This is a genomic window from Mycobacterium sp. NPDC004974, from assembly GCF_053600815.1.
Map to the genome: position 1 here is coordinate 479,483 of NZ_JBSGAQ010000001.1, position 16,239 is coordinate 495,721.

Consider the following 16,239-nt stretch of genomic DNA (forward strand, 5'->3'; position numbering starts at 1 on the left):
AAGCAAAGTTGTCGGGGCGGGACATTTCTGAGGAAACTTTGCCGAACGAGCGGGGAGAGCGCATGACTAGGCCTGGAGCGAGGCTGAACGCGGCCGTGTGGCGGTTGGCGGTCGGCCTGCTCGCACTCGTGGTCGCTGCTTTGATGGGGCCGGCGGTGGCGTCGGCCACCCCGGAGTCGGATGCCGACGCGGCGGTCTCCGCCGCCTGGGAGGCGAACGGCGGCGACGGCGGGCCGCTGGGACCGCGCCAAGGCGGCGTCTACGCGGTGGGTTCGGGCTTCGCGCAGAACTTCGCCGGGGGCAAGATGTTCTTCACCCCGGCGACCGGCGCGCATTTCATGCAGGGCGCGATTCTGGAGAAGTACGAGTCGCTGGGCGGCGCAGCCGACGGCGATCTGGGATTCCCCACCATCGACGAGGGCACCGGGCGTGCCCCGGACAGCCGCAACTCGACGTTGAGCGCGCCGGACAACCCCGTCATCTTCTGGACTCCGGCCACGGGTGCCCGGGTGGTCCGGGGCGCCATCAACGCCGCGTGGGACAAGCTCGGCGGCTCGGCCGGAGTGCTGGGCGTTCCCGCCGACGACGAGACGTTCGACGGCGATGTGAGCTCCCAGAAGTTCACCGGCGGTGAGATCTCCTGGAACCGCAAGACGAAGACGTTCACCACCGTGCCGCCGGAACTGGCCGATCAGCTCGCCGGTCTGGACGTACCGTCGGATCCCGCCGCCGCGATCGCCGCGGCCCGTCGGGCGGCAGGCGGGCCGATGGGCCCGCTGGGAGCCAAGGACGGCGATCAGTACCCGATCGGTGACGGCGGCGTCGGCCAGAACTACGCGGGCGGCAAGATCTTCTACACCCCGGCCACCGGGGCCAATGCCATCACGGGTCAACTGCTGGAGAAGTACGAGAGCGTCGGCGGCCCCGAAGGCGATCTGGGCTTCCCGACCGCCAGCGAGTCCGAGGGCGGGCTGGGCCCGAACAGCCGGATCAGCACCTTCGCCGCGGCCGACAACCCCGTCATCTTCTGGACCCCCGACTACGGCGCGGTGATCGTCCGGGGCGCGATGAAGGCGGCCTGGGACAAGCTGGGCGGGGCGAAGGGCGCACTGGGCGCCCCGATGGCCGACCAGACCGAAGACGGCACCGTCGTCAGCCAGCGGTTCAGCGGGGGAGCGATCTCCTGGGACCGCGATGCCAACAAGTTCACCACCGAGCCCTCGAAACTCGCCTCCGAGTTGAGTGGCCTGCAGGTTCCGGGTGTCGGGCAGCCTCATGCCGGTGGTCCGCAGCCGTCGGGCGCGGATGCGAAGAAGCCGTTCAGCTGGCATTGGAGCTGGTGGTGGCTGATCGCGGTGGTTCCGGTGCTGCTGCTCGCGGGTCTGATCGTGGGGGCGGCACTGTGGCACCGTCGCCGTGCCGGTGGCGATGACGACTTCGACCACGATCCGTTCGACGATGACTACGACGGTGCCGGCGAACCGCAGTATGACGACGGCCGCTACGACGAAGCGCACTACGAATCGCGGGGATACGACCACGACGAGTTCGCCGACGACCGGGGCGCCGATGCGGCGAGCGGGTACCGGCCGAGCACTGCCTACGGTGCCGGTGAAGCCTCGACGGCGCGTTTCGCCGGGCCGGGTGAGGATTCGGCGAGCGGTGTGGCGTCCCCGTTCGACGGCCCGACCGATATCGCGATCCCGGTCAGCCAGTGGGCCGCTCCCCACGGATCGGCCAGTGGCTACGGATCACCGGGCGAGGACGACGAGCCGCCGGAGGATTCCTCACGGCTGGCCGGCCCGGAGGCGGGACAGGGCTTCGACGACTACGACGACGGCTACCAGGACGATGACGACTTCGAAGAGGATGACTTCGACGACGATTTCGAAGAGGACGAGGACCTCGACACCCCCATCGATGCGGACTTCGAGGAAGTCGCCGAGGGTGACGCCGACGACGAGATCGAAGCCGAACTCGCAGACGACGACATGGTGGATACAGGGGCATTCGCAGGTCCGGCCGGCGGCGCACGCGAGGCGCAAGGTTTCGCGGCGTTGAGCGGCCTGGCCGTGCCGAGCGATCAGGACAATGTCGACACGGCGCCGACCCGTGTCATCACCGAGTCCGAGGCATACAGCAGCGAGGCCCACAGCGGGCGACATGCGGCCATCGAACTCGACGAGATCCCCAGTGCCACGGCCATCCACCTACCGCTGGAGGACGCGCGCCGCGCGCCGGAGGGCTACCCCATCAAGGCCGACACGAAGTCCGGCCGTTACTGGGCGCCCGACAGCAGTGAATATGACGACGCGGTGGCCGAAATCTGGTTCGCCAGTGAGGAATTCGCTCGCACCAACGGATTCGTGCGGACGGACTGAATCGAACGGACCCGGCCATCCTTCGGATTCGGCCGGGTCCGATCTCGGTCGGTCAGATCTTGCGGATCACGGTGACGACCTTGCCGAGCACCGCTGCGTCGTTACCCGGGATCGGGTCGTACGCCGGATTGTGGGGCATCAGCCAGACCTGACCGCGGGTCCGCTTGAACGTCTTGACGGTGGCCTCGCCGTCGATCATGGCCGCCACGATCTCCCCGTTGTCGGCCACGCTCTGTTGGCGCACCACCACCCAGTCGCCGTCGCAGATGGCGGCGTCGACCATCGAGTCCCCGACGACCTTGAGCAGGAACAGCGAGCCCTCGCCGACCAGTTCGCGGGGTAGCGGGAAGACATCCTCGACGGCCTGCTCGGCCAGGATGGGACCGCCTGCGGCAATACGCCCAAGCACCGGGACGAACGTCGGCTCGGGAAGCGCGTCGGAGCCGGCCACGTCGGTGGACACCACCGCGGCTGCCGGATCGTCGGCGCCACGCACGTCGACCGCGCGCGGCCGGTTGGGGTCGCGTCGTAGGTAACCCTTGCGTTCCAGGGTGCGCAACTGATGGGCGACCGACGACGTCGAGGTCAGGCCGACCGCGTCGCCGATCTCACGGATGCTGGGCGGGTAGCCGCGACTGGTGACCGACGCCCGGATCACGTCGAGAATTGTCCGTTGCCGGTCGGTGAGGCCGCCCTCGGCCCGGCGTGGGCCCGCGCCGTCCGATCCGGCCGGGCGGTCGGTGCTGCCATCCCTGCTGCGGTCGTCGCTCATGGGGCCGAATGTAGTCGCTGGTCGAGCATTAATCAAACATGTGTTCGACGTGTGTCGCGGGCGTGTCCGCAGGTGGGATGCGCGAGGGCCGTCGCGTGGGCGGTGTGCGGGATTTGTGGCCCGAACTTGTCGGTACCCCGTTCTATCGTTTGGCAACAGTTCGATCACATGTTCTATCCATCGAACACTTGAGCGACTATGTTCGAACACAAGAGCGAATACGTCCCACCGAAAGGCAGTCAGATGGCGATCATCGATATCCCCGCCGATAGCCGTTCCCGCGCTGTTCGGGCCACTCCGCAGTCGCAGTCGCCCCGCGCCCAGTTCGGCGCGGGCGCACCCCGGCCGGTGCGCCGGGTCCAGCGGCCGGCGCCGTCCCGTCCCGCCGGCGGTGCGGTCCGGTACCGCGGAACCGGAGTGCTGATGTCGCGGGCATCTCATCGCAGCCGGCCCATCACGCCGCTGACCACGGTCCTGTTGGCGCTGGTCGCCGCCGGCATCACGGTGTGGCTGGGGTTGGTGGCCCAACTCGGCGGGGTCATGGGGTCCGAGACGCCGACGCCGACCGAACTGGCGGTGGTCCAGGTGAAGTCGGGGGAGACGCTGCAGCAGGTGGCCCGGCGGGTCGCCCCGGATGCCCCGGTGTCCCGGGTCGTCGAGCAGATCCGTGACCTCAACCAGCTCGACTCCGTGGCAGTCGACGCAGGGCAGACGCTGCTCGCCCCGGTTGGCTGAGCAGTGCGATGACCGTTGAATCGTCGTGGCTGCCAGCCACACTGGCCGGCGTCGGCGTGAGCCGCTACACCCCACTGGACCCGGCGGTGAGTCTCCCGTTGGCATCGCGGGTACGCTCAAGGGCGCTCGAGCTAGTTGTCCGGCGGCATGACGAAGGAGCGGTAATGCATTGTCCGTTCTGCCGTCACCCTGATTCGCGTGTGGTCGATTCGCGCGAGACCGATGAAGGGCAGGCCATCCGGCGCCGTCGGTCCTGCCCCGAGTGTGGACGTCGATTCACCACAGTGGAGACAGCTGTGCTGGCCGTGGTGAAGCGCAGCGGGGTGACCGAGCCGTTCAGCCGCGAGAAGGTCGTCCGCGGGGTACGCCGGTCCTGCCAGGGCAGGCAGGTCGATGACGACGCCCTCAACGTATTGGCGCAGAAGGTCGAGGACGCCGTCCGCGGACTCGGCACGCCGGAGATCCCCAGCCACGAGGTCGGTTTGGCGATCCTGGGACCGTTGCGCGAACTGGACGAGGTCGCCTACTTGAGGTTCGCCTCGGTGTATCGGTCGTTTTCGTCAGCCGAGGACTTCGAGCGCGAGATCGAGGCGCTGCGGGCCCACCGCGCCGAGGCGTAGTTCGATCCAGGTTCAGTCCAGTCGGGTGGTGCCATCGCTGACGACGCGGCCGGCCAGGCGAACCCAGCCCTCCGGACTCCAGCGGGTCTCGATCACCGAGCCCTTGCCCTGGATGATCGTCAGATCCCGGCTGAGATAGTCGGTCATGCGTACCGCCGCCGCCCCGGTGGCCTCATCCTCCGGAATGCCCAGGTGCGGCGCGAACGACCTGGAGCGCAAGGTTCCGTTCGCCTCGTCGATCCAGGCCCACAGATAGTTCTCCTCGGCATCGTCGAAGTCGTCGGGGTCGGCGGAGAGCAACTCATCGACAGAGGCCAAGTCATAGATGGCGAACTCCGGAGCCCATTCCGAGCGCGCATTGACGACGGCGCGATCTCCGTCGTACTCGACCTGGAGGATCCCCGCGGGCACTCGCAGGGTGTGGACCGGCAACCCGGTCTCACGCAGCCACCACGACGCGCCGACCGTCGGGTGCCCGGCGAACGGGAGTTCGGTGGCCGGGGTGAAGATGTGGGCGCTGGCCGAGTTACCGCCTGGCTGTGGCAGATCGATGAATATGGTTTCGCTGTAACCCAATTCGGTGGCGATCCGCTGCCGGTCCCCGGGGGCGACGGTGCTGTTGTCGACCACCCCGAGCGGATTGCCGTACTTGCCTTCGGAGTCGGTGAACACTCGTAACACGGTGACGTCGATGGCCATAGATCGATGCTACGTCGCAGCTCACGCTCCCCGGGCGGACCGCCCGGGGCCGATGTGGGTGAGAAGGGTCAGGTGGCGCTGCGCTCGTCGGCGTCCATCGCGTCGAGCACCGCGATCTGGGTGTCGAACGGCCCGGTCATCGCCGATTCGGTCCGCCCGCTGCGCAGCAGGCTGCGGAGCCGGTCCTGGTCGTAGACCGACGGTTCGGTCGTGTCGATGAAGCGTTCGACCACCTCGACGAAGCGGTCGGGATCGTCGTGGAACGGAAAATGCCCGGATCCGGAGAAAATCTCCAACCGGGAACCGGGCATTGCGGCGTGGGCCATCCGGGCGTGGCTGACGGGGATCACCGAGTCGCAGTCGCCCCAGATCAGTTGCACGGGAACGGATTCGGTCAAGTAACAGCGGTCCAGCATGGTGACGACCTGGCCACGCCAGTCCACGACGGCGCGCAGGGTCCGGGCGAACGCCGCCGATGCCGTTGGCTCCGGCAGGTCGGCCAGGATGCGCACCATGTCCGGGATGTCATGCCCGAGGCCGGTTGAGCCCAACACCGCGCCCGCGGCCCGGCCGGCCAGCTGCAATGCCGGCAGCACCAGCGGCAGCCGCAGCAGTGCCAGCGCCTCACTGCCCATCGGCAGGGAGGCAACCCGCAACGCCACGTTGACGTCCTTGGTGACCCCACCGGCGCCGACCAGGATGAGACGGTCGACCAATTGAGGGAACTGATAGGCGAATTGCATCGCCACGCCGCCGCCCAGAGAATGCCCGACCACGGTCACCCGGTCGATGTCGAGCACGCTCAGCAGGTCGCGCATGCCGTTGGCGTACGCCGCCACCGAATAGTCCGCGCGCGGCTTGTCGGAGCTGCCGTGACCGAGAAGATCCGGGGCGATCACGGTGAACCGCTGCGCCAGCGCCGATTGCACGGTGTGCCACGTCGTGGAGTTGTCACCGATGCCGTGGATCAGCAGGATCGCCGGTCCGGATCCGGCCACCCGGAAGGCGCGCCGGTATCCGTGGATGGTGCGGTACTCGAGCGTCGGGGCGAGCTCGCGCACGGACCGCAGATGGGGTTTGCGCTCAGTCATGCTGGTCAACCTCGCTCTCGGCCCGCCACCGGGCTGCTATGAGTGGTTGTCGCCGTTCGGGAATCCGTCGCCGAAGCCATCCCGTCCGTCTTTGTACTTGTCGTCTTTGTACTTGTCACCGGTCTGCTGGGCGAGGAACCGTTCGAACTCGGCTCCCAACTCGTCACCGCTGGGCAGTTCCTCGTCACGCGCCAGCAGGGACCGATTTTCCTGTGCGGCAACGAAAGCATCGTACTGGCGCTCCAACCCGGTCACCACTTGGGCGACCTCGGTGCTGGCCTCTACCTGCTCGTTGATCTTGCTGTACACCTCGGCACCGGCTTCGGACAGTTTCTCCAACGGCAGTTGTAGCGAACCGGTCCGGGCCACTTCGGCGAGCAGTGCCTCGGCCGCGGGCGGATAGGCCGTCTGGGCCAGGTAGTGCGGAACGTGCACGGTGTAACCGACCACCTCGTGGCCGTGCTGAGCCATGCGGAACTCGAGCAGGTTGGACACGCTCGCCGGAACCTGGATCTCCCCGACCCAGGGGGTGTGGTCGGCGATCAGCTCCTTGTCGTTGGAGTGGGCGGTCAGCATCACCGGCCGCGTGTGCGGCACCGCCATCGGAATCGTGCCGAGGCCGATCACCCGCCGTACCCCGAGCTGCTCGGAGAGCAGCCGCACCGCGGTGATGAAACGCTCCCACCTCAGGTCCGGCTCCAGGCCGGCCAGCAGCAGGAACGGCGTGCCCACGCCGTCATGCAACGCGTACAGGTTCAGCTCGGGTTCCTCGTAGCTGGTGAAGTGGTCGGTCTTGAACGTCATCAGCGGCCTGCGGGACCGGTAGTCGAGCAGCTCGTCGATGGCGAAGGACGCGACCAGTTCGGTGTCGAGGGTGTCTTTGAGGTGCTCGGCGGCCAGCCGGATCGCGTGACCGGCGTCGGAGAACCCCTCCAGGGCGTGGATCAGCACCGGGCCGCGGCCATCCGACGACGACAGCTGCGGCGCCGGGAACTCAAGCTCGTACATGCCGCTCTGATCGGGCTGGTAGTGCTGGTCGGGGGTGTCGCTGCTGTCGGTCATCTCGCTTCGTCTCCTCGCTGCGGTAGGACGCTGTGACGGCCCACCACCATGCCATCTAGTGTCTCGCATACCCGGGCTGCGGGTTCGTTCCGCCCCGCTTGTGCATGCGAACGCGCCGGGTCGGGCCCGGCATTCCGGCGGTAATCGGCGCGATCAGGCAAAATCGTGATGATGCAGGTGACCCCGATGGTGAAGCTCACAGTCGCGGCGGCGGCGGTGACCGCTCTGGTCGCGGCCTGCACCGGGCCGGGTAACCGGACCGCAGGCGCCGGCCCCACAACGGTCCCGCCCAGCAGCCCGTCGGTCGTGGCCAGCCCGTTGTCGCAGGCCGGGGCCGAGTCGGTGATGCCGGACCGGCGGGTGGGGGCACTGTTCCTCGGCGACACCACGACCCACACCTGCAGCGGATCGGTGCTGGCCAGCACGTCCGGCGATCTCATCCTGACGGCCGCGCACTGCCTTCTCGACGGTGTCGACACCACGTTCATTCCCGGCTTCGGTGAGGGCGGTGGCGATTCCTGGCACGTCGAGGCGGCGTATCTGGACCCGCGCTGGATCGCCGAGCAGGATCCGCAGGCCGACTACGCCATCGTGCGGGTCACCGGCGGGTCCGGCGCGAGCCTGCTCGGGGCGGCCGGCGGCGGGCTGGCCCTGGGGTCAGCGCCTGCGCCGGGTGTTCCGGTGACGGTGACCGGCTACCCGATGGGAGAGGGCGGTAGCCCGCTGGCCTGCCGGGGCGCCACCGCGTGGTCGCCGCAGGGGTTCCCGTCTCTGGCCTGTGCGGGCCTGACCGACGGTTTCAGTGGCGCGCCGTGGGTTTCGGGCTCGACGGTGACCGGGTTGGTCGGCGGGCTCGACGGCGGTGGATGCGACGACGACGTGTCCTACTCGCCACACTTCGATGGCCGGATCGACCGATTGCTGGCCAGAGCCGAGGCGGGCGGACCCGGCGACGCGGCGCCCGCGGCGCTGGAATCCGACTGCTAGTAACGGAACTGGTTGAGCGCGCGCAGCTTGTTCATCACGTCCAGCGCCGCGACCTTGTACGCCTCGGAGAACGTCGGATAGTTGAACACCGCGTCGACGAGGTATTCGACGGTGCCGCCGCACCCCATCACGGCCTGCCCGATGTGCACCATCTCGGTGGCGTTGGTGCCGAAGATGTGCACGCCCAGCACCCGCAGATCCTCGGTGGACACCAGTAGTTTGAGCATCCCGTAGGAGTCCCCGGCGATCTGGCCGCGCGCCAGTTCGCGGTAGCGGGATACACCGACTTCGTAGGGGATCGAATCCTTGGTCAGATCGACCTCGGTTGCGCCGACGAAGGACACCTCCGGGATCGAGTAGATGCCGATCGGCTGCAGGCTCATCATGCCTTTGGTGGGCTCGCCGAAGGCATGGTAGGCCGCCAGCCGGCCCTGCTCCATCGACGTGGCGGCCAGTGCCGGGAATCCGATGACATCGCCCACCGCATAGATGTGGTCCACCTTGGTGGTGAAGTTGTCGTCGACGTAGATGCGGCCGCGGGCGTCGGATTCCAGGCCGGCGTTCGCCAGATCGAGGTGATCGGTCTGGCCTTGGCGCCCAGCCGAATACATCACGGTCTCCGCGGGGATCTGCTTGCCGCTGGCCAGGGTGGTCACGGTGCCGGACGGGCCGACGTCGACGCCGGTGACCTCTTCACCGAACCGGAACGTCACCGCGAGGTCGCGCAGATGGAAGCGCAGCGACTCGATGATCTCGGGGTCACAGAACTCGAGCATGCTGTCGCGCTTCTCCACCACGGTGACCTTGGTGCCGAGCGCGGCGAACATCGAGGCGTATTCGATCCCGATGACTCCGGCGCCGACCACCACCATGGAGGTGGGCAGGGTCTTGAGATCGAGGATGCCGTCGGAATCGAGCACCCGGGCGTCGTCGAACGTCACGCCGGCGGGCCGGGCCGGTTTGGTTCCGGTGGCGATGACGATGAAACGGCCACGGACAGTGACCAATTCGGCGCGGCTGGGGTCCTCGACGACGATGGTGTGGTCGTCGGCGAACCGGCCGTGCCCGGTGTAGAGCTCGATCCGGTTGCGCATCAGCTGGGACCGCACGACGTCGATCTCCTTGCCGATGACGTGCTGGGTACGCGCCAGCAGATCGGCCGGCGTGATCTTGTCCTTGACGCGGTAACTCGCGCCGTAGAGTTCGCGCTGGCTCATGCCGGTCAGGTAGACGACGGCTTCCCGCAGTGTCTTGGACGGGATGGTGCCGGTGTTGACGCACACACCGCCGAGCATCATGCCCCGTTCGACCACCGCAACGGATTTGCCGAGCTTCGCCGCGGCGATGGCGGCGCGTTGACCCCCCGGACCGGAACCGATGACGACGAGGTCGTACTCCTGCATCGAACCCATGGACAACCTGTCTACGCCGGTTGCCTGCTCCTCGCATGTCGGCGAGACCGAATACCGGATGAACAAATGCCTTTGGTTATCCCCAGCACAGAGTCCATCCCCAGCCGGCCGCAACCGACGGCTCGGGTGCCGATCCGTGACGGCGCCGGTTGGCACGGTCGGGCCATGACAACACCATCGCCATCCTCGTCAGAGTTCGACTTCCATCTCACCCGTCCTGGTGCGCTGATCGCCGCACTGCCCGCGGTGCTCGGATTCGTCCCGCACCGCAGCCTCGTTCTGGTCACCGTCGACCGGGGCGAGTTGGGCTGCGTCATGCGCGCCGATCTGACCGAGGACATGACCGAGCGCATCGCGCACCTGGTCGGCCTCGCCGCCACAGCCGGCGTGGACGCGGTGATCGCCGTGGTGGTGGATGACCACAGTAGGGACTGCCGGGTGTGCGACGACCGCTACCGCGACCTGGCGTCGGTGCTGGAACAGGCGCTCGCCGCCGACGGCATCGAGCTCTATGCCGCGCATGTGGTGGACAAGGTGGCGGTCGGCGGATTCTGGCACTGCGCCGACGGTTGTGGCGAACAGGGGCGGGTGGATGACCCGAGTGCGTCGCCGCTGGCGGCAGCGGCGGTGCTGGACGGTAGGCGGCTCTACGCCAGCCGCGACGAACTGCTGCAGGTGATCCGGCCGGATCCGGTCGCGCGCGACTCGATGAAACGGCCGTTGGCGCTCGTGGCGCAGCGGCCCGGCTGTCCGGACACTCGGCCCGACGCCGAGGTGCGCAGCGACATCGAGGCCGCGATGACGGCGGCCCTGGCGCTGGCTGAGGGTGATGTGCCCGGTGGTGCCGAGTTGGCGCGGCTGGCTGTCGGGTTGGCCGACCCCCGGGTCCGCGACACGCTCTATGCGCTGGCGGTGGGGGAGTGCGCGGAGCAGGCCGAAGCCCTGTGGGCTCTGTCGGCCCGCAATCTGCCCGAGCCGTGGCGCGCGGAGGCGCTTGTCCTGCTGGCTTTTTCGGCGTATGCACGCGGCGACGGTCCGCTGGCCGGGGTATCGCTGGATGCCGCCTTGCAGGCGCGGCCGACGCACCGGATGGCCGGAATGCTCGACACCGCACTGCAATCGGGGATGCGCCCCGAGCGGATCCGGGAGCTGGCGGCCACCGGGTATCGGTTGGCTGAGCAGCTCGGCGTCCAGTTGCCGCGGCGAAGAGCGTGGGGGCGCAGGGCCGGTTGAGTCGCTAGACCTTCTCGACGCGGACCGCGTGCGCCATGTGATGGGGCAGCTCGACCTGCTCGTGCCCGGGGATCACGATCATCACGCCGCCGTGGTCGTTGGCCTCGACGGTGACCCGCGCGTTCGGCACCACTCCGGCGTCCTTGAGCCGGCCGATGAGCTCGGTGTCGCCCTGAACGTGCTCGGTGAGCTGACGCACCACCACGGCCACCGGCAACCCGACCGGGAGTTCGGTGAGCCGGACCAGGCTGACATCGTCGAAGCCTGCGGCGCCGACGCCCAGGTCCGACAGACCCGGGATGGGGTTGCCGAACGGGGAGGTGGTGGGGTTGTCGAGCACCTGGACCAGGCGCCGCTCCACGTCCTCACTCATCACGTGCTCCCAGCGGCACGCCTCGGCGTGGACGTCCTCCCACGGCAACCCGATCACATCGACGAGCAACCGTTCGGCCAGCCGGTGCTTGCGCATCACGGCGACCGCGAGGGCACGGCCCTTGTCGGTCAGCTCCAGGTGGCGGTCACCGGCGACGTGCAGCAGGCCGTCGCGCTCCATGCGTGACACCGTCTGGCTGACCGTCGGACCACTTTGGTCGAGGCGTTCGGCGATGCGGGCACGCAGCGGCACCACGCCCTCTTCCTCGAGGTCGTAGATCGTCCGCAGGTACATCTCGGTGGTATCGACCAGATCGTTCATGCGCGCCTTCCCAGCCCCAACGTCACCGGACAGTCTACCGTTTCCGGCGTTTGAACTGCGGCGCAACATAGCGGCGTCGGGCAGGTCACATCGTGGCGCAAAACCCCAGGACATGCGGGGAAAATGCCTGGATATGCGAAGTGCCCCGCCGGAAACCGGCGGGGCACATCGTCAGGAGGGACTAGCTGGCGTAGGAGCGGAGCCGATCGGCACGCTCGCCGTTGCGGAGCTTGGCCATCACCTCACGCTCGATCTGGCGGACCCGCTCGCGGGACAGACCGAACAACTTGCCGATCTGGTCCAGGGTGCGGGGCTGACCGTCGTCGAGGCCGAACCGCAACCGGATCACCTGCTGCTCGCGCTCGTCGAGCGTGGCCAGCACGTGGCGGATGTCGGTGTGCAGCAGCTCGGAGATGACGGCGTTCTCGGCCGACATCGCGTTCTCGTCTTCGATGAAGTCGCCCAGCGGGGCTTCTTCGTCGGTGCCGACCGGCATGTCCAGGCTCACCGGGTCGCGGCTGTGCTCCAGCAGATCGTTGATCTTCTCGACCGGAATGCCGGACTCCTCGGCCAGTTCCTCGTCGGTGGCCTCGCGGCCAAGGTTCTGGTGCATCTCACGCTTGATCCGGGCCAGCTTGTTGACCTGCTCGACCAGGTGGACGGGGAGACGGATGGTGCGGCTCTGGTCCGCCATCCCGCGGGTGATCGCCTGGCGGATCCACCACGTGGCGTACGTGGAGAACTTGAAGCCCTTGGTGTAGTCGAACTTCTCCATCGCGCGGATCAGACCCAGGTTGCCTTCCTGGATCAGGTCCAGCAGCGGCATTCCGCGACCCGTGTACCGCTTGGCCAGCGAGACCACCAGGCGGAGGTTGGCTTCCAGCAGGTGCCGGCGGGCCGCCTCACCGTCGCGGACGACGGTGGCCAGGTCGCGCTTGCGGTTCTCGCCCAGACGCTTCTTGGTGTTCAGCACGTGCTGGGCGTACAAGCCTGCCTCGATGCGCTTTGCGAGCTCTACCTCATCGGCGGCGTTGAGCAACGCCGTTTTGCCGATGCCGTTCAGATACACGCGCACGAGGTCGGCGGCAGGGCTCTGGGCGTCCAGATCACTGTCGACGCGGCTTGTGGTGGCATTTGCCATGACGGCCTCCTGATCAGCTCGAACTGTCATGATCTACAACGTCGTAGACGCCATGAGAGTTCCCACCGATCCCCGGATTCATGCCCGTTGAGCTGCGGTTTTTCCGAAGCGACCTGAGAATGTCCTGAGAATAGCTAAAGAAGCCGCTCAGCTTGGGGCATCGTCGCCGGATCGCGCTGAGTCCGGTTGCGGTGGCATGAACGGTTCCTTCTGTAACGCCGGCCGCTCCGCGGTCGGGAACAGTGGAATCCGCTCGCCGCGACCTGCGTAGCGCCGTGGCTCCTCGGCGCTGCGCGGGGGACGATCGTTTGCGATCAGCACCGCCATCCAGGGCAGCGGTATCGACACCACGATGATCGCGAGCGAGATGAGCCCGTTCTGCCAGATGTTGTAGGCGACCGCCGCGAGGATGAGCGCGGGAATGCGGAAGGCCATCAGCGTCAGGTACTTGCGGACGCGTTGGCGATGCTGCACTTCGTATGCGGGTGCGGCTTTGGTGATGAGTACCGGGCGGGCTTCCTTGCCGAAATCGTCGCCGAAATCGTCGTCGAAACTCAGCTCGTGGCTTTGTTTCATGCCTCTACTGTTCCACACCTGGACCAGGTGGTGACAGGCGGATTTCCCTATGCCCCGCAGCCAGGCACAATAAAACTATGCAGACCCAGACCATCGAGCGCCCGGACACCGACGAACGCGTCGACGACGGGACCGACGACGACACCCCCAAGTTCTTTCATTACGTCAAGAAGAACAAGATCGCCGAAAGTGCCGTCATGGGCACGCATGTGGTCGCGCTGTGCGGCGAGGTGTTCCCCGTGACGAAGTCGGCCAAGCCGGGCTCTCCGGTGTGCCCCGACTGCAAGAAGATCTACGAATCGCTCAAGAAGTAGGCGGCTGTAGCGGCGGCTCGGCGGACTCGGGCACACGGGTTTCGGCCGGTGCCTGGGCCCCGCTGTTGTGGCCGCCGTTGAGGGCTTTGTCCTCCAGCCATTCCCGCAGTCTCCTGGCGTGGGTGTCCGACGCGGGCCACTCCTCTTGAATGGCCGCATTGAGTTCGGCGCCGAGCATGATGGCAAAACCCAGGAAGAACGCGAACAGTAGAAACGCGATCGGTGTGGCCAGCGCGCCGTAGGTGTAGCCGGTGCTGGTGATCCAGGTCAGATAGATCCGCAGCCCGAATGTGGCGACCAGGAACACGACGGTGGCCAGTATCGCGCCGAGCATCAGGCGGTGCGTCGGGATCGGCGCAGGCAACGAGACCCGGTACAGAATGGTCACCCCGATGAAAACCGCCAGGAAAAGCGCCGGGTAATACCCGTAGCGCAGCACGTTGTCCCAGCTGTCCGGGATGTGTTCGGAGATCGCACGCGGGCCCAGCGCCAGAAGCGGCGCGGCCCCGATGGCGGAGACCAGCATGATCACGTAGAGCCCCAGCGCATAGAAGCGCTGCCGCACCGGATGCCGCAACGGCGTCTGGTCGTGGGCCTCCACGATGGAGTCCACGAACGCCGAGACTGCCGACGACCCGGCCCACAACGAGATCACGAAGCCCACGGACACCACCTCGCCCCGGGCGCCCCGCACGATGTCACGGATCGTCGGTTCGATGATCTCGTTGACGACGTTGGGGGAGAAGAAGCTGTTCGCCGCGTTGATCAGCTGATCCTGGATCGTCGGCAAGGTGTCCGGCCCGAACAGCGGTGCGATGTAGGCCAGGCTGCCGAGCATCCCCAACAGGAGGGGAGGCAGTGACAACGCGCACCAGAACGCCGCCTGCGCAGACTCCGAGAAGATGGAGTCGTCCCAGCTCTTCGACAACGTGCGTCGAGTGATGTGCCAGATGTGGTGGCGTGATGGTGGTACTGGAAGTGGCTGGCCAGTCATGACCAGTCAAGCATTACTGACGAAACGTGCTCCTGCCCAGGCGGGGTGGTGTCGGAGGTTACGAAAGGTGCCGCGCCGACGGCCGTTATGCCTCGGCCGCGCTGGTCTCGAGCACTGCGGCCAGCTCGACCAGCTTGGCCTCGTGCTCATTGGCATGGTGCTGGCAGAAGAGCAGCTCCGCCCCCGAGGGCAGCTTCGCGCGCACGCGTGCGGCCGCACCGCAACGATCGCAGCGATCGGCTCTGGTTAGCTCGGGGCTTGTCAGAGTTGCGTTCATGGCTCCTCCGTCTTCTGCTCTGCGCATCTCGGCAAAGGCGCCTTGATTGCGTATGTCTACTCTGTCAGACGTTTTGGATTCCGGCCTTGTTCCCCAATGGTTCACCGGTGTGTCGTGTCTCACTTGGCCGCCGTGTTGCTGGCGGGGCAAGCTGACGGTATGCATCCATCGCCGCGTGTCCTGGTTCACCTGTGCAGCGTCGAGGACTGGCTGACGGCTCAGCGTAGCGGCGAACACCGTCCGGACTCACTCGGGGTGCAGGGCTTCGTCCACCTTTCGGCTCCGGGGCAGGTGCATCTGCCGGCCAACCGGCTCTACTCCGGACGCGGCGACCTGGTGCTGCTGCACATCGATCCGGAGAAGTTGACGGATCCGGTGCGCTGGGAGCCGGGGGTTCCGACGGACCCTGAATCGATGCTCTTCCCGCATCTGTACGGCCCGCTGCCGGTGGGCGCTGTGATGAGCACCACGGCCTATGTGCCTGACGACCAGGGGCGGTTCGCACCGCTGACCGGCGACACGCCGTCGCGGTAGAGCGCACTCAGCGGCCGGTGCGGCCCGTGACATGCTCGTCAGGTGTCCGGCGCAGCCCAGAATCGGCAGGGCGCGGCCACCCGGCTGCGCCTGGTGAAGGCTGCCGAACGATTGTTCGCCGCTCAAGGGGTCGATGCGGTATCGGTGCGCGCGGTCAATGCCGCCGCGGGCCTCGGTGCGGCCTCGGTGCATTACCACTTCGGATCCAAGGATGACCTGCTGCGCGCGGTGCTCACCGACGTCGGTGCGCCGGTGCGCGACGAGATCGCGGTCAACGTGGCGGTACTCGCCGCCGATCCGGTCGCGCCGAGTCCTGACGCCCTGGTCCGCGCGGTCACCGAGCCGTATCTGAAACTGCTGGTGCGCCATCGGGTCCGGGGGATGCGGTGGATCAAGATCATCGCGCAGATCTCGCAGGAGAACAATCCGGTGCTTCTCGCTACCGAGCAGCACCTGCCCGACGAACTGTTCACCCAAGTTCAGCGGGCCTTTCCGGATTCCGACCCGGCGCGCCTGGAACTGCGCTGGGCCATCTCGATCATGAACTTCATCCAAGCGCTGAGTCGGGCCGACGAATGGCGCCGTAACGGCAGCCGTCTCGACGAGGACGAACTGCGCGATTTCTACGACGACCTGGTGTGTTTCGTCGTCGGCGGCGTCGATCGCCTCCTCGGTTCCTGAACTGATCCGTCCTACCCAGCGGGAGTTTTCGCGGTT

18 protein-coding genes are annotated in these 16,239 nt (G+C 67.2%); 8 read left to right on the forward strand and 10 right to left on the reverse strand.

Annotated elements, in window-relative coordinates; all coding sequences use genetic code 11:
* Nucleotides 1-62 precede the first annotated feature (62 nt).
* The gene (locus ACWEFV_RS02395; RefSeq protein ID WP_450068942.1) at nt 63-2,381 is read left to right on the forward strand and encodes an LGFP repeat-containing protein; all 2,319 of its coding nucleotides are present in this window, start codon (nt 63-65) and stop codon (nt 2,379-2,381) included.
* A 52-nt stretch (nt 2,382-2,433) separates the two neighbouring features.
* Here ACWEFV_RS02395 and lexA read toward each other — a convergent pair whose 3' ends face one another.
* Nucleotides 2,434-3,153: a transcriptional repressor LexA gene (lexA, locus tag ACWEFV_RS02400; RefSeq protein ID WP_450068943.1), complete on the reverse strand. Its 720-nt coding sequence runs from the start codon at nt 3,151-3,153 to the stop codon at nt 2,434-2,436.
* A gap of 243 nt (nt 3,154-3,396) precedes the next feature.
* Between lexA and ACWEFV_RS02405 the strand changes: the two genes are divergently transcribed.
* On the forward strand, nt 3,397-3,888 hold the full coding sequence (locus ACWEFV_RS02405) for a LysM peptidoglycan-binding domain-containing protein (RefSeq protein WP_450068944.1): 492 nt from the start codon (nt 3,397-3,399) through the stop codon (nt 3,886-3,888).
* Between the two features lie 164 nt (nt 3,889-4,052).
* Nucleotides 4,053-4,508, forward strand: coding sequence for a transcriptional regulator NrdR (gene nrdR, locus ACWEFV_RS02410; protein ID WP_450068945.1), 456 nt, complete (start codon nt 4,053-4,055; stop codon nt 4,506-4,508).
* Between the two features lie 12 nt (nt 4,509-4,520).
* Here nrdR and ACWEFV_RS02415 read toward each other — a convergent pair whose 3' ends face one another.
* From ACWEFV_RS02415 to ACWEFV_RS02425, 3 genes are all read right to left on the reverse strand, one after another.
* The gene (locus ACWEFV_RS02415) at nt 4,521-5,207 is read right to left on the reverse strand and encodes a PhzF family phenazine biosynthesis protein (RefSeq protein ID WP_135453847.1); all 687 of its coding nucleotides are present in this window, start codon (nt 5,205-5,207) and stop codon (nt 4,521-4,523) included.
* Between the two features lie 68 nt (nt 5,208-5,275).
* A complete protein-coding gene (locus tag ACWEFV_RS02420; protein WP_135453848.1) occupies nt 5,276-6,298 on the reverse strand; it encodes an alpha/beta fold hydrolase in 1,023 nt (340 codons plus the stop codon).
* Nucleotides 6,299-6,334: 36 nt separating this feature from the next.
* Nucleotides 6,335-7,360: a proteasome assembly chaperone family protein gene (locus ACWEFV_RS02425; protein WP_135453849.1), complete on the reverse strand. Its 1,026-nt coding sequence runs from the start codon at nt 7,358-7,360 to the stop codon at nt 6,335-6,337.
* Nucleotides 7,361-7,531: 171 nt separating this feature from the next.
* Between ACWEFV_RS02425 and ACWEFV_RS02430 the strand changes: the two genes are divergently transcribed.
* Nucleotides 7,532-8,347, forward strand: coding sequence for a trypsin-like peptidase domain-containing protein (locus ACWEFV_RS02430; protein ID WP_167857816.1), 816 nt, complete (start codon nt 7,532-7,534; stop codon nt 8,345-8,347).
* Here the strand turns inward: ACWEFV_RS02430 and sthA are convergent.
* Complete coding sequence (gene sthA / locus ACWEFV_RS02435) at nt 8,344-9,750, reverse strand: Si-specific NAD(P)(+) transhydrogenase (protein ID WP_450069254.1); 1,407 nt, start codon at nt 9,748-9,750, stop codon at nt 8,344-8,346. The two genes, ACWEFV_RS02430 and sthA, sit on opposite strands and share 4 nt — an antisense overlap.
* A 174-nt stretch (nt 9,751-9,924) precedes the next feature.
* Between sthA and ACWEFV_RS02440 the strand changes: the two genes are divergently transcribed.
* Nucleotides 9,925-10,992 carry a DUF4192 domain-containing protein gene (locus ACWEFV_RS02440; RefSeq protein WP_450068946.1) on the forward strand — a complete coding sequence of 356 codons (1,068 nt, stop codon included), beginning with the start codon at nt 9,925-9,927 and terminating at the stop codon, nt 10,990-10,992.
* Nucleotides 10,993-10,996: 4 nt separating this feature from the next.
* Here the strand turns inward: ACWEFV_RS02440 and ACWEFV_RS02445 are convergent, their stop codons facing one another.
* The 3 genes from ACWEFV_RS02445 to ACWEFV_RS02455 form a co-directional block, all read right to left on the reverse strand.
* On the reverse strand, nt 10,997-11,686 hold the full coding sequence (locus ACWEFV_RS02445; protein ID WP_036444961.1) for a metal-dependent transcriptional regulator: 690 nt from the start codon (nt 11,684-11,686) through the stop codon (nt 10,997-10,999).
* Between the two features lie 181 nt (nt 11,687-11,867).
* The gene (locus ACWEFV_RS02450; RefSeq protein ID WP_286174847.1) at nt 11,868-12,857 is read right to left on the reverse strand and encodes a sigma-70 family RNA polymerase sigma factor; all 990 of its coding nucleotides are present in this window, start codon (nt 12,855-12,857) and stop codon (nt 11,868-11,870) included.
* A 117-nt stretch (nt 12,858-12,974) separates the two neighbouring features.
* Nucleotides 12,975-13,403 carry a DUF3099 domain-containing protein gene (locus ACWEFV_RS02455; protein ID WP_450068947.1) on the reverse strand — a complete coding sequence of 143 codons (429 nt, stop codon included), beginning with the start codon at nt 13,401-13,403 and terminating at the stop codon, nt 12,975-12,977.
* A gap of 77 nt (nt 13,404-13,480) precedes the next feature.
* Here ACWEFV_RS02455 and ACWEFV_RS02460 point away from each other — a divergent pair, with 77 nt between their 5' ends.
* Nucleotides 13,481-13,717, forward strand: a complete 237-nt coding sequence (locus tag ACWEFV_RS02460) for a DUF3039 domain-containing protein (RefSeq protein WP_044517849.1) — start codon at nt 13,481-13,483, stop codon at nt 13,715-13,717.
* Here the strand turns inward: ACWEFV_RS02460 and ACWEFV_RS02465 are convergent.
* Both ACWEFV_RS02465 and ACWEFV_RS02470 read right to left on the reverse strand, forming a co-directional pair.
* On the reverse strand, nt 13,707-14,711 hold the full coding sequence (locus ACWEFV_RS02465; RefSeq protein WP_135453855.1) for a YihY/virulence factor BrkB family protein: 1,005 nt from the start codon (nt 14,709-14,711) through the stop codon (nt 13,707-13,709). The two genes, ACWEFV_RS02460 and ACWEFV_RS02465, sit on opposite strands and share 11 nt — an antisense overlap.
* Before the next feature lie 85 nt (nt 14,712-14,796).
* On the reverse strand, nt 14,797-14,988 hold the full coding sequence (locus tag ACWEFV_RS02470; protein WP_003880579.1) for a DUF7455 domain-containing protein: 192 nt from the start codon (nt 14,986-14,988) through the stop codon (nt 14,797-14,799).
* 159 nt (nt 14,989-15,147) lie between these two features.
* On the opposite strand from ACWEFV_RS02470, the gene ACWEFV_RS02475 reads away from it, so the two are divergent.
* Nucleotides 15,148-15,522 carry a DUF952 domain-containing protein gene (locus ACWEFV_RS02475; RefSeq protein WP_450068948.1) on the forward strand — a complete coding sequence of 125 codons (375 nt, stop codon included), beginning with the start codon at nt 15,148-15,150 and terminating at the stop codon, nt 15,520-15,522.
* A 42-nt stretch (nt 15,523-15,564) separates the two neighbouring features.
* Nucleotides 15,565-16,203 carry a TetR/AcrR family transcriptional regulator gene (locus ACWEFV_RS02480; protein ID WP_135453857.1) on the forward strand — a complete coding sequence of 213 codons (639 nt, stop codon included), beginning with the start codon at nt 15,565-15,567 and terminating at the stop codon, nt 16,201-16,203.
* Nucleotides 16,204-16,239 lie beyond the last annotated feature (36 nt).

Excerpts from the sequence above, each read along its gene's own strand:
- ACWEFV_RS02395 (WP_450068942.1), top strand. The coding sequence starts at position 63 with ATGACTAGGCCTGGAGCGAGGCTGAACGCGGCCGTGTGGCGGTTGGCG.
- lexA (WP_450068943.1), bottom strand. The coding sequence starts at position 3,153 with ATGAGCGACGACCGCAGCAGGGATGGCAGCACCGACCGCCCGGCCGGA.
- ACWEFV_RS02405 (WP_450068944.1), top strand. The coding sequence starts at position 3,397 with ATGGCGATCATCGATATCCCCGCCGATAGCCGTTCCCGCGCTGTTCGG.
- nrdR (WP_450068945.1), top strand. The coding sequence starts at position 4,053 with ATGCATTGTCCGTTCTGCCGTCACCCTGATTCGCGTGTGGTCGATTCG.
- ACWEFV_RS02415 (WP_135453847.1), bottom strand. The coding sequence starts at position 5,207 with ATGGCCATCGACGTCACCGTGTTACGAGTGTTCACCGACTCCGAAGGC.
- ACWEFV_RS02420 (WP_135453848.1), bottom strand. The coding sequence starts at position 6,298 with ATGACTGAGCGCAAACCCCATCTGCGGTCCGTGCGCGAGCTCGCCCCG.
- ACWEFV_RS02425 (WP_135453849.1), bottom strand. The coding sequence starts at position 7,360 with ATGACCGACAGCAGCGACACCCCCGACCAGCACTACCAGCCCGATCAG.
- ACWEFV_RS02430 (WP_167857816.1), top strand. The coding sequence starts at position 7,532 with ATGCAGGTGACCCCGATGGTGAAGCTCACAGTCGCGGCGGCGGCGGTG.
- sthA (WP_450069254.1), bottom strand. The coding sequence starts at position 9,750 with ATGCAGGAGTACGACCTCGTCGTCATCGGTTCCGGTCCGGGGGGTCAA.
- ACWEFV_RS02440 (WP_450068946.1), top strand. The coding sequence starts at position 9,925 with ATGACAACACCATCGCCATCCTCGTCAGAGTTCGACTTCCATCTCACC.
- ACWEFV_RS02445 (WP_036444961.1), bottom strand. The coding sequence starts at position 11,686 with ATGAACGATCTGGTCGATACCACCGAGATGTACCTGCGGACGATCTAC.
- ACWEFV_RS02450 (WP_286174847.1), bottom strand. The coding sequence starts at position 12,857 with ATGACAGTTCGAGCTGATCAGGAGGCCGTCATGGCAAATGCCACCACA.
- ACWEFV_RS02455 (WP_450068947.1), bottom strand. The coding sequence starts at position 13,403 with ATGAAACAAAGCCACGAGCTGAGTTTCGACGACGATTTCGGCGACGAT.
- ACWEFV_RS02460 (WP_044517849.1), top strand. The coding sequence starts at position 13,481 with ATGCAGACCCAGACCATCGAGCGCCCGGACACCGACGAACGCGTCGAC.
- ACWEFV_RS02465 (WP_135453855.1), bottom strand. The coding sequence starts at position 14,711 with ATGACTGGCCAGCCACTTCCAGTACCACCATCACGCCACCACATCTGG.
- ACWEFV_RS02470 (WP_003880579.1), bottom strand. The coding sequence starts at position 14,988 with ATGAACGCAACTCTGACAAGCCCCGAGCTAACCAGAGCCGATCGCTGC.
- ACWEFV_RS02475 (WP_450068948.1), top strand. The coding sequence starts at position 15,148 with ATGCATCCATCGCCGCGTGTCCTGGTTCACCTGTGCAGCGTCGAGGAC.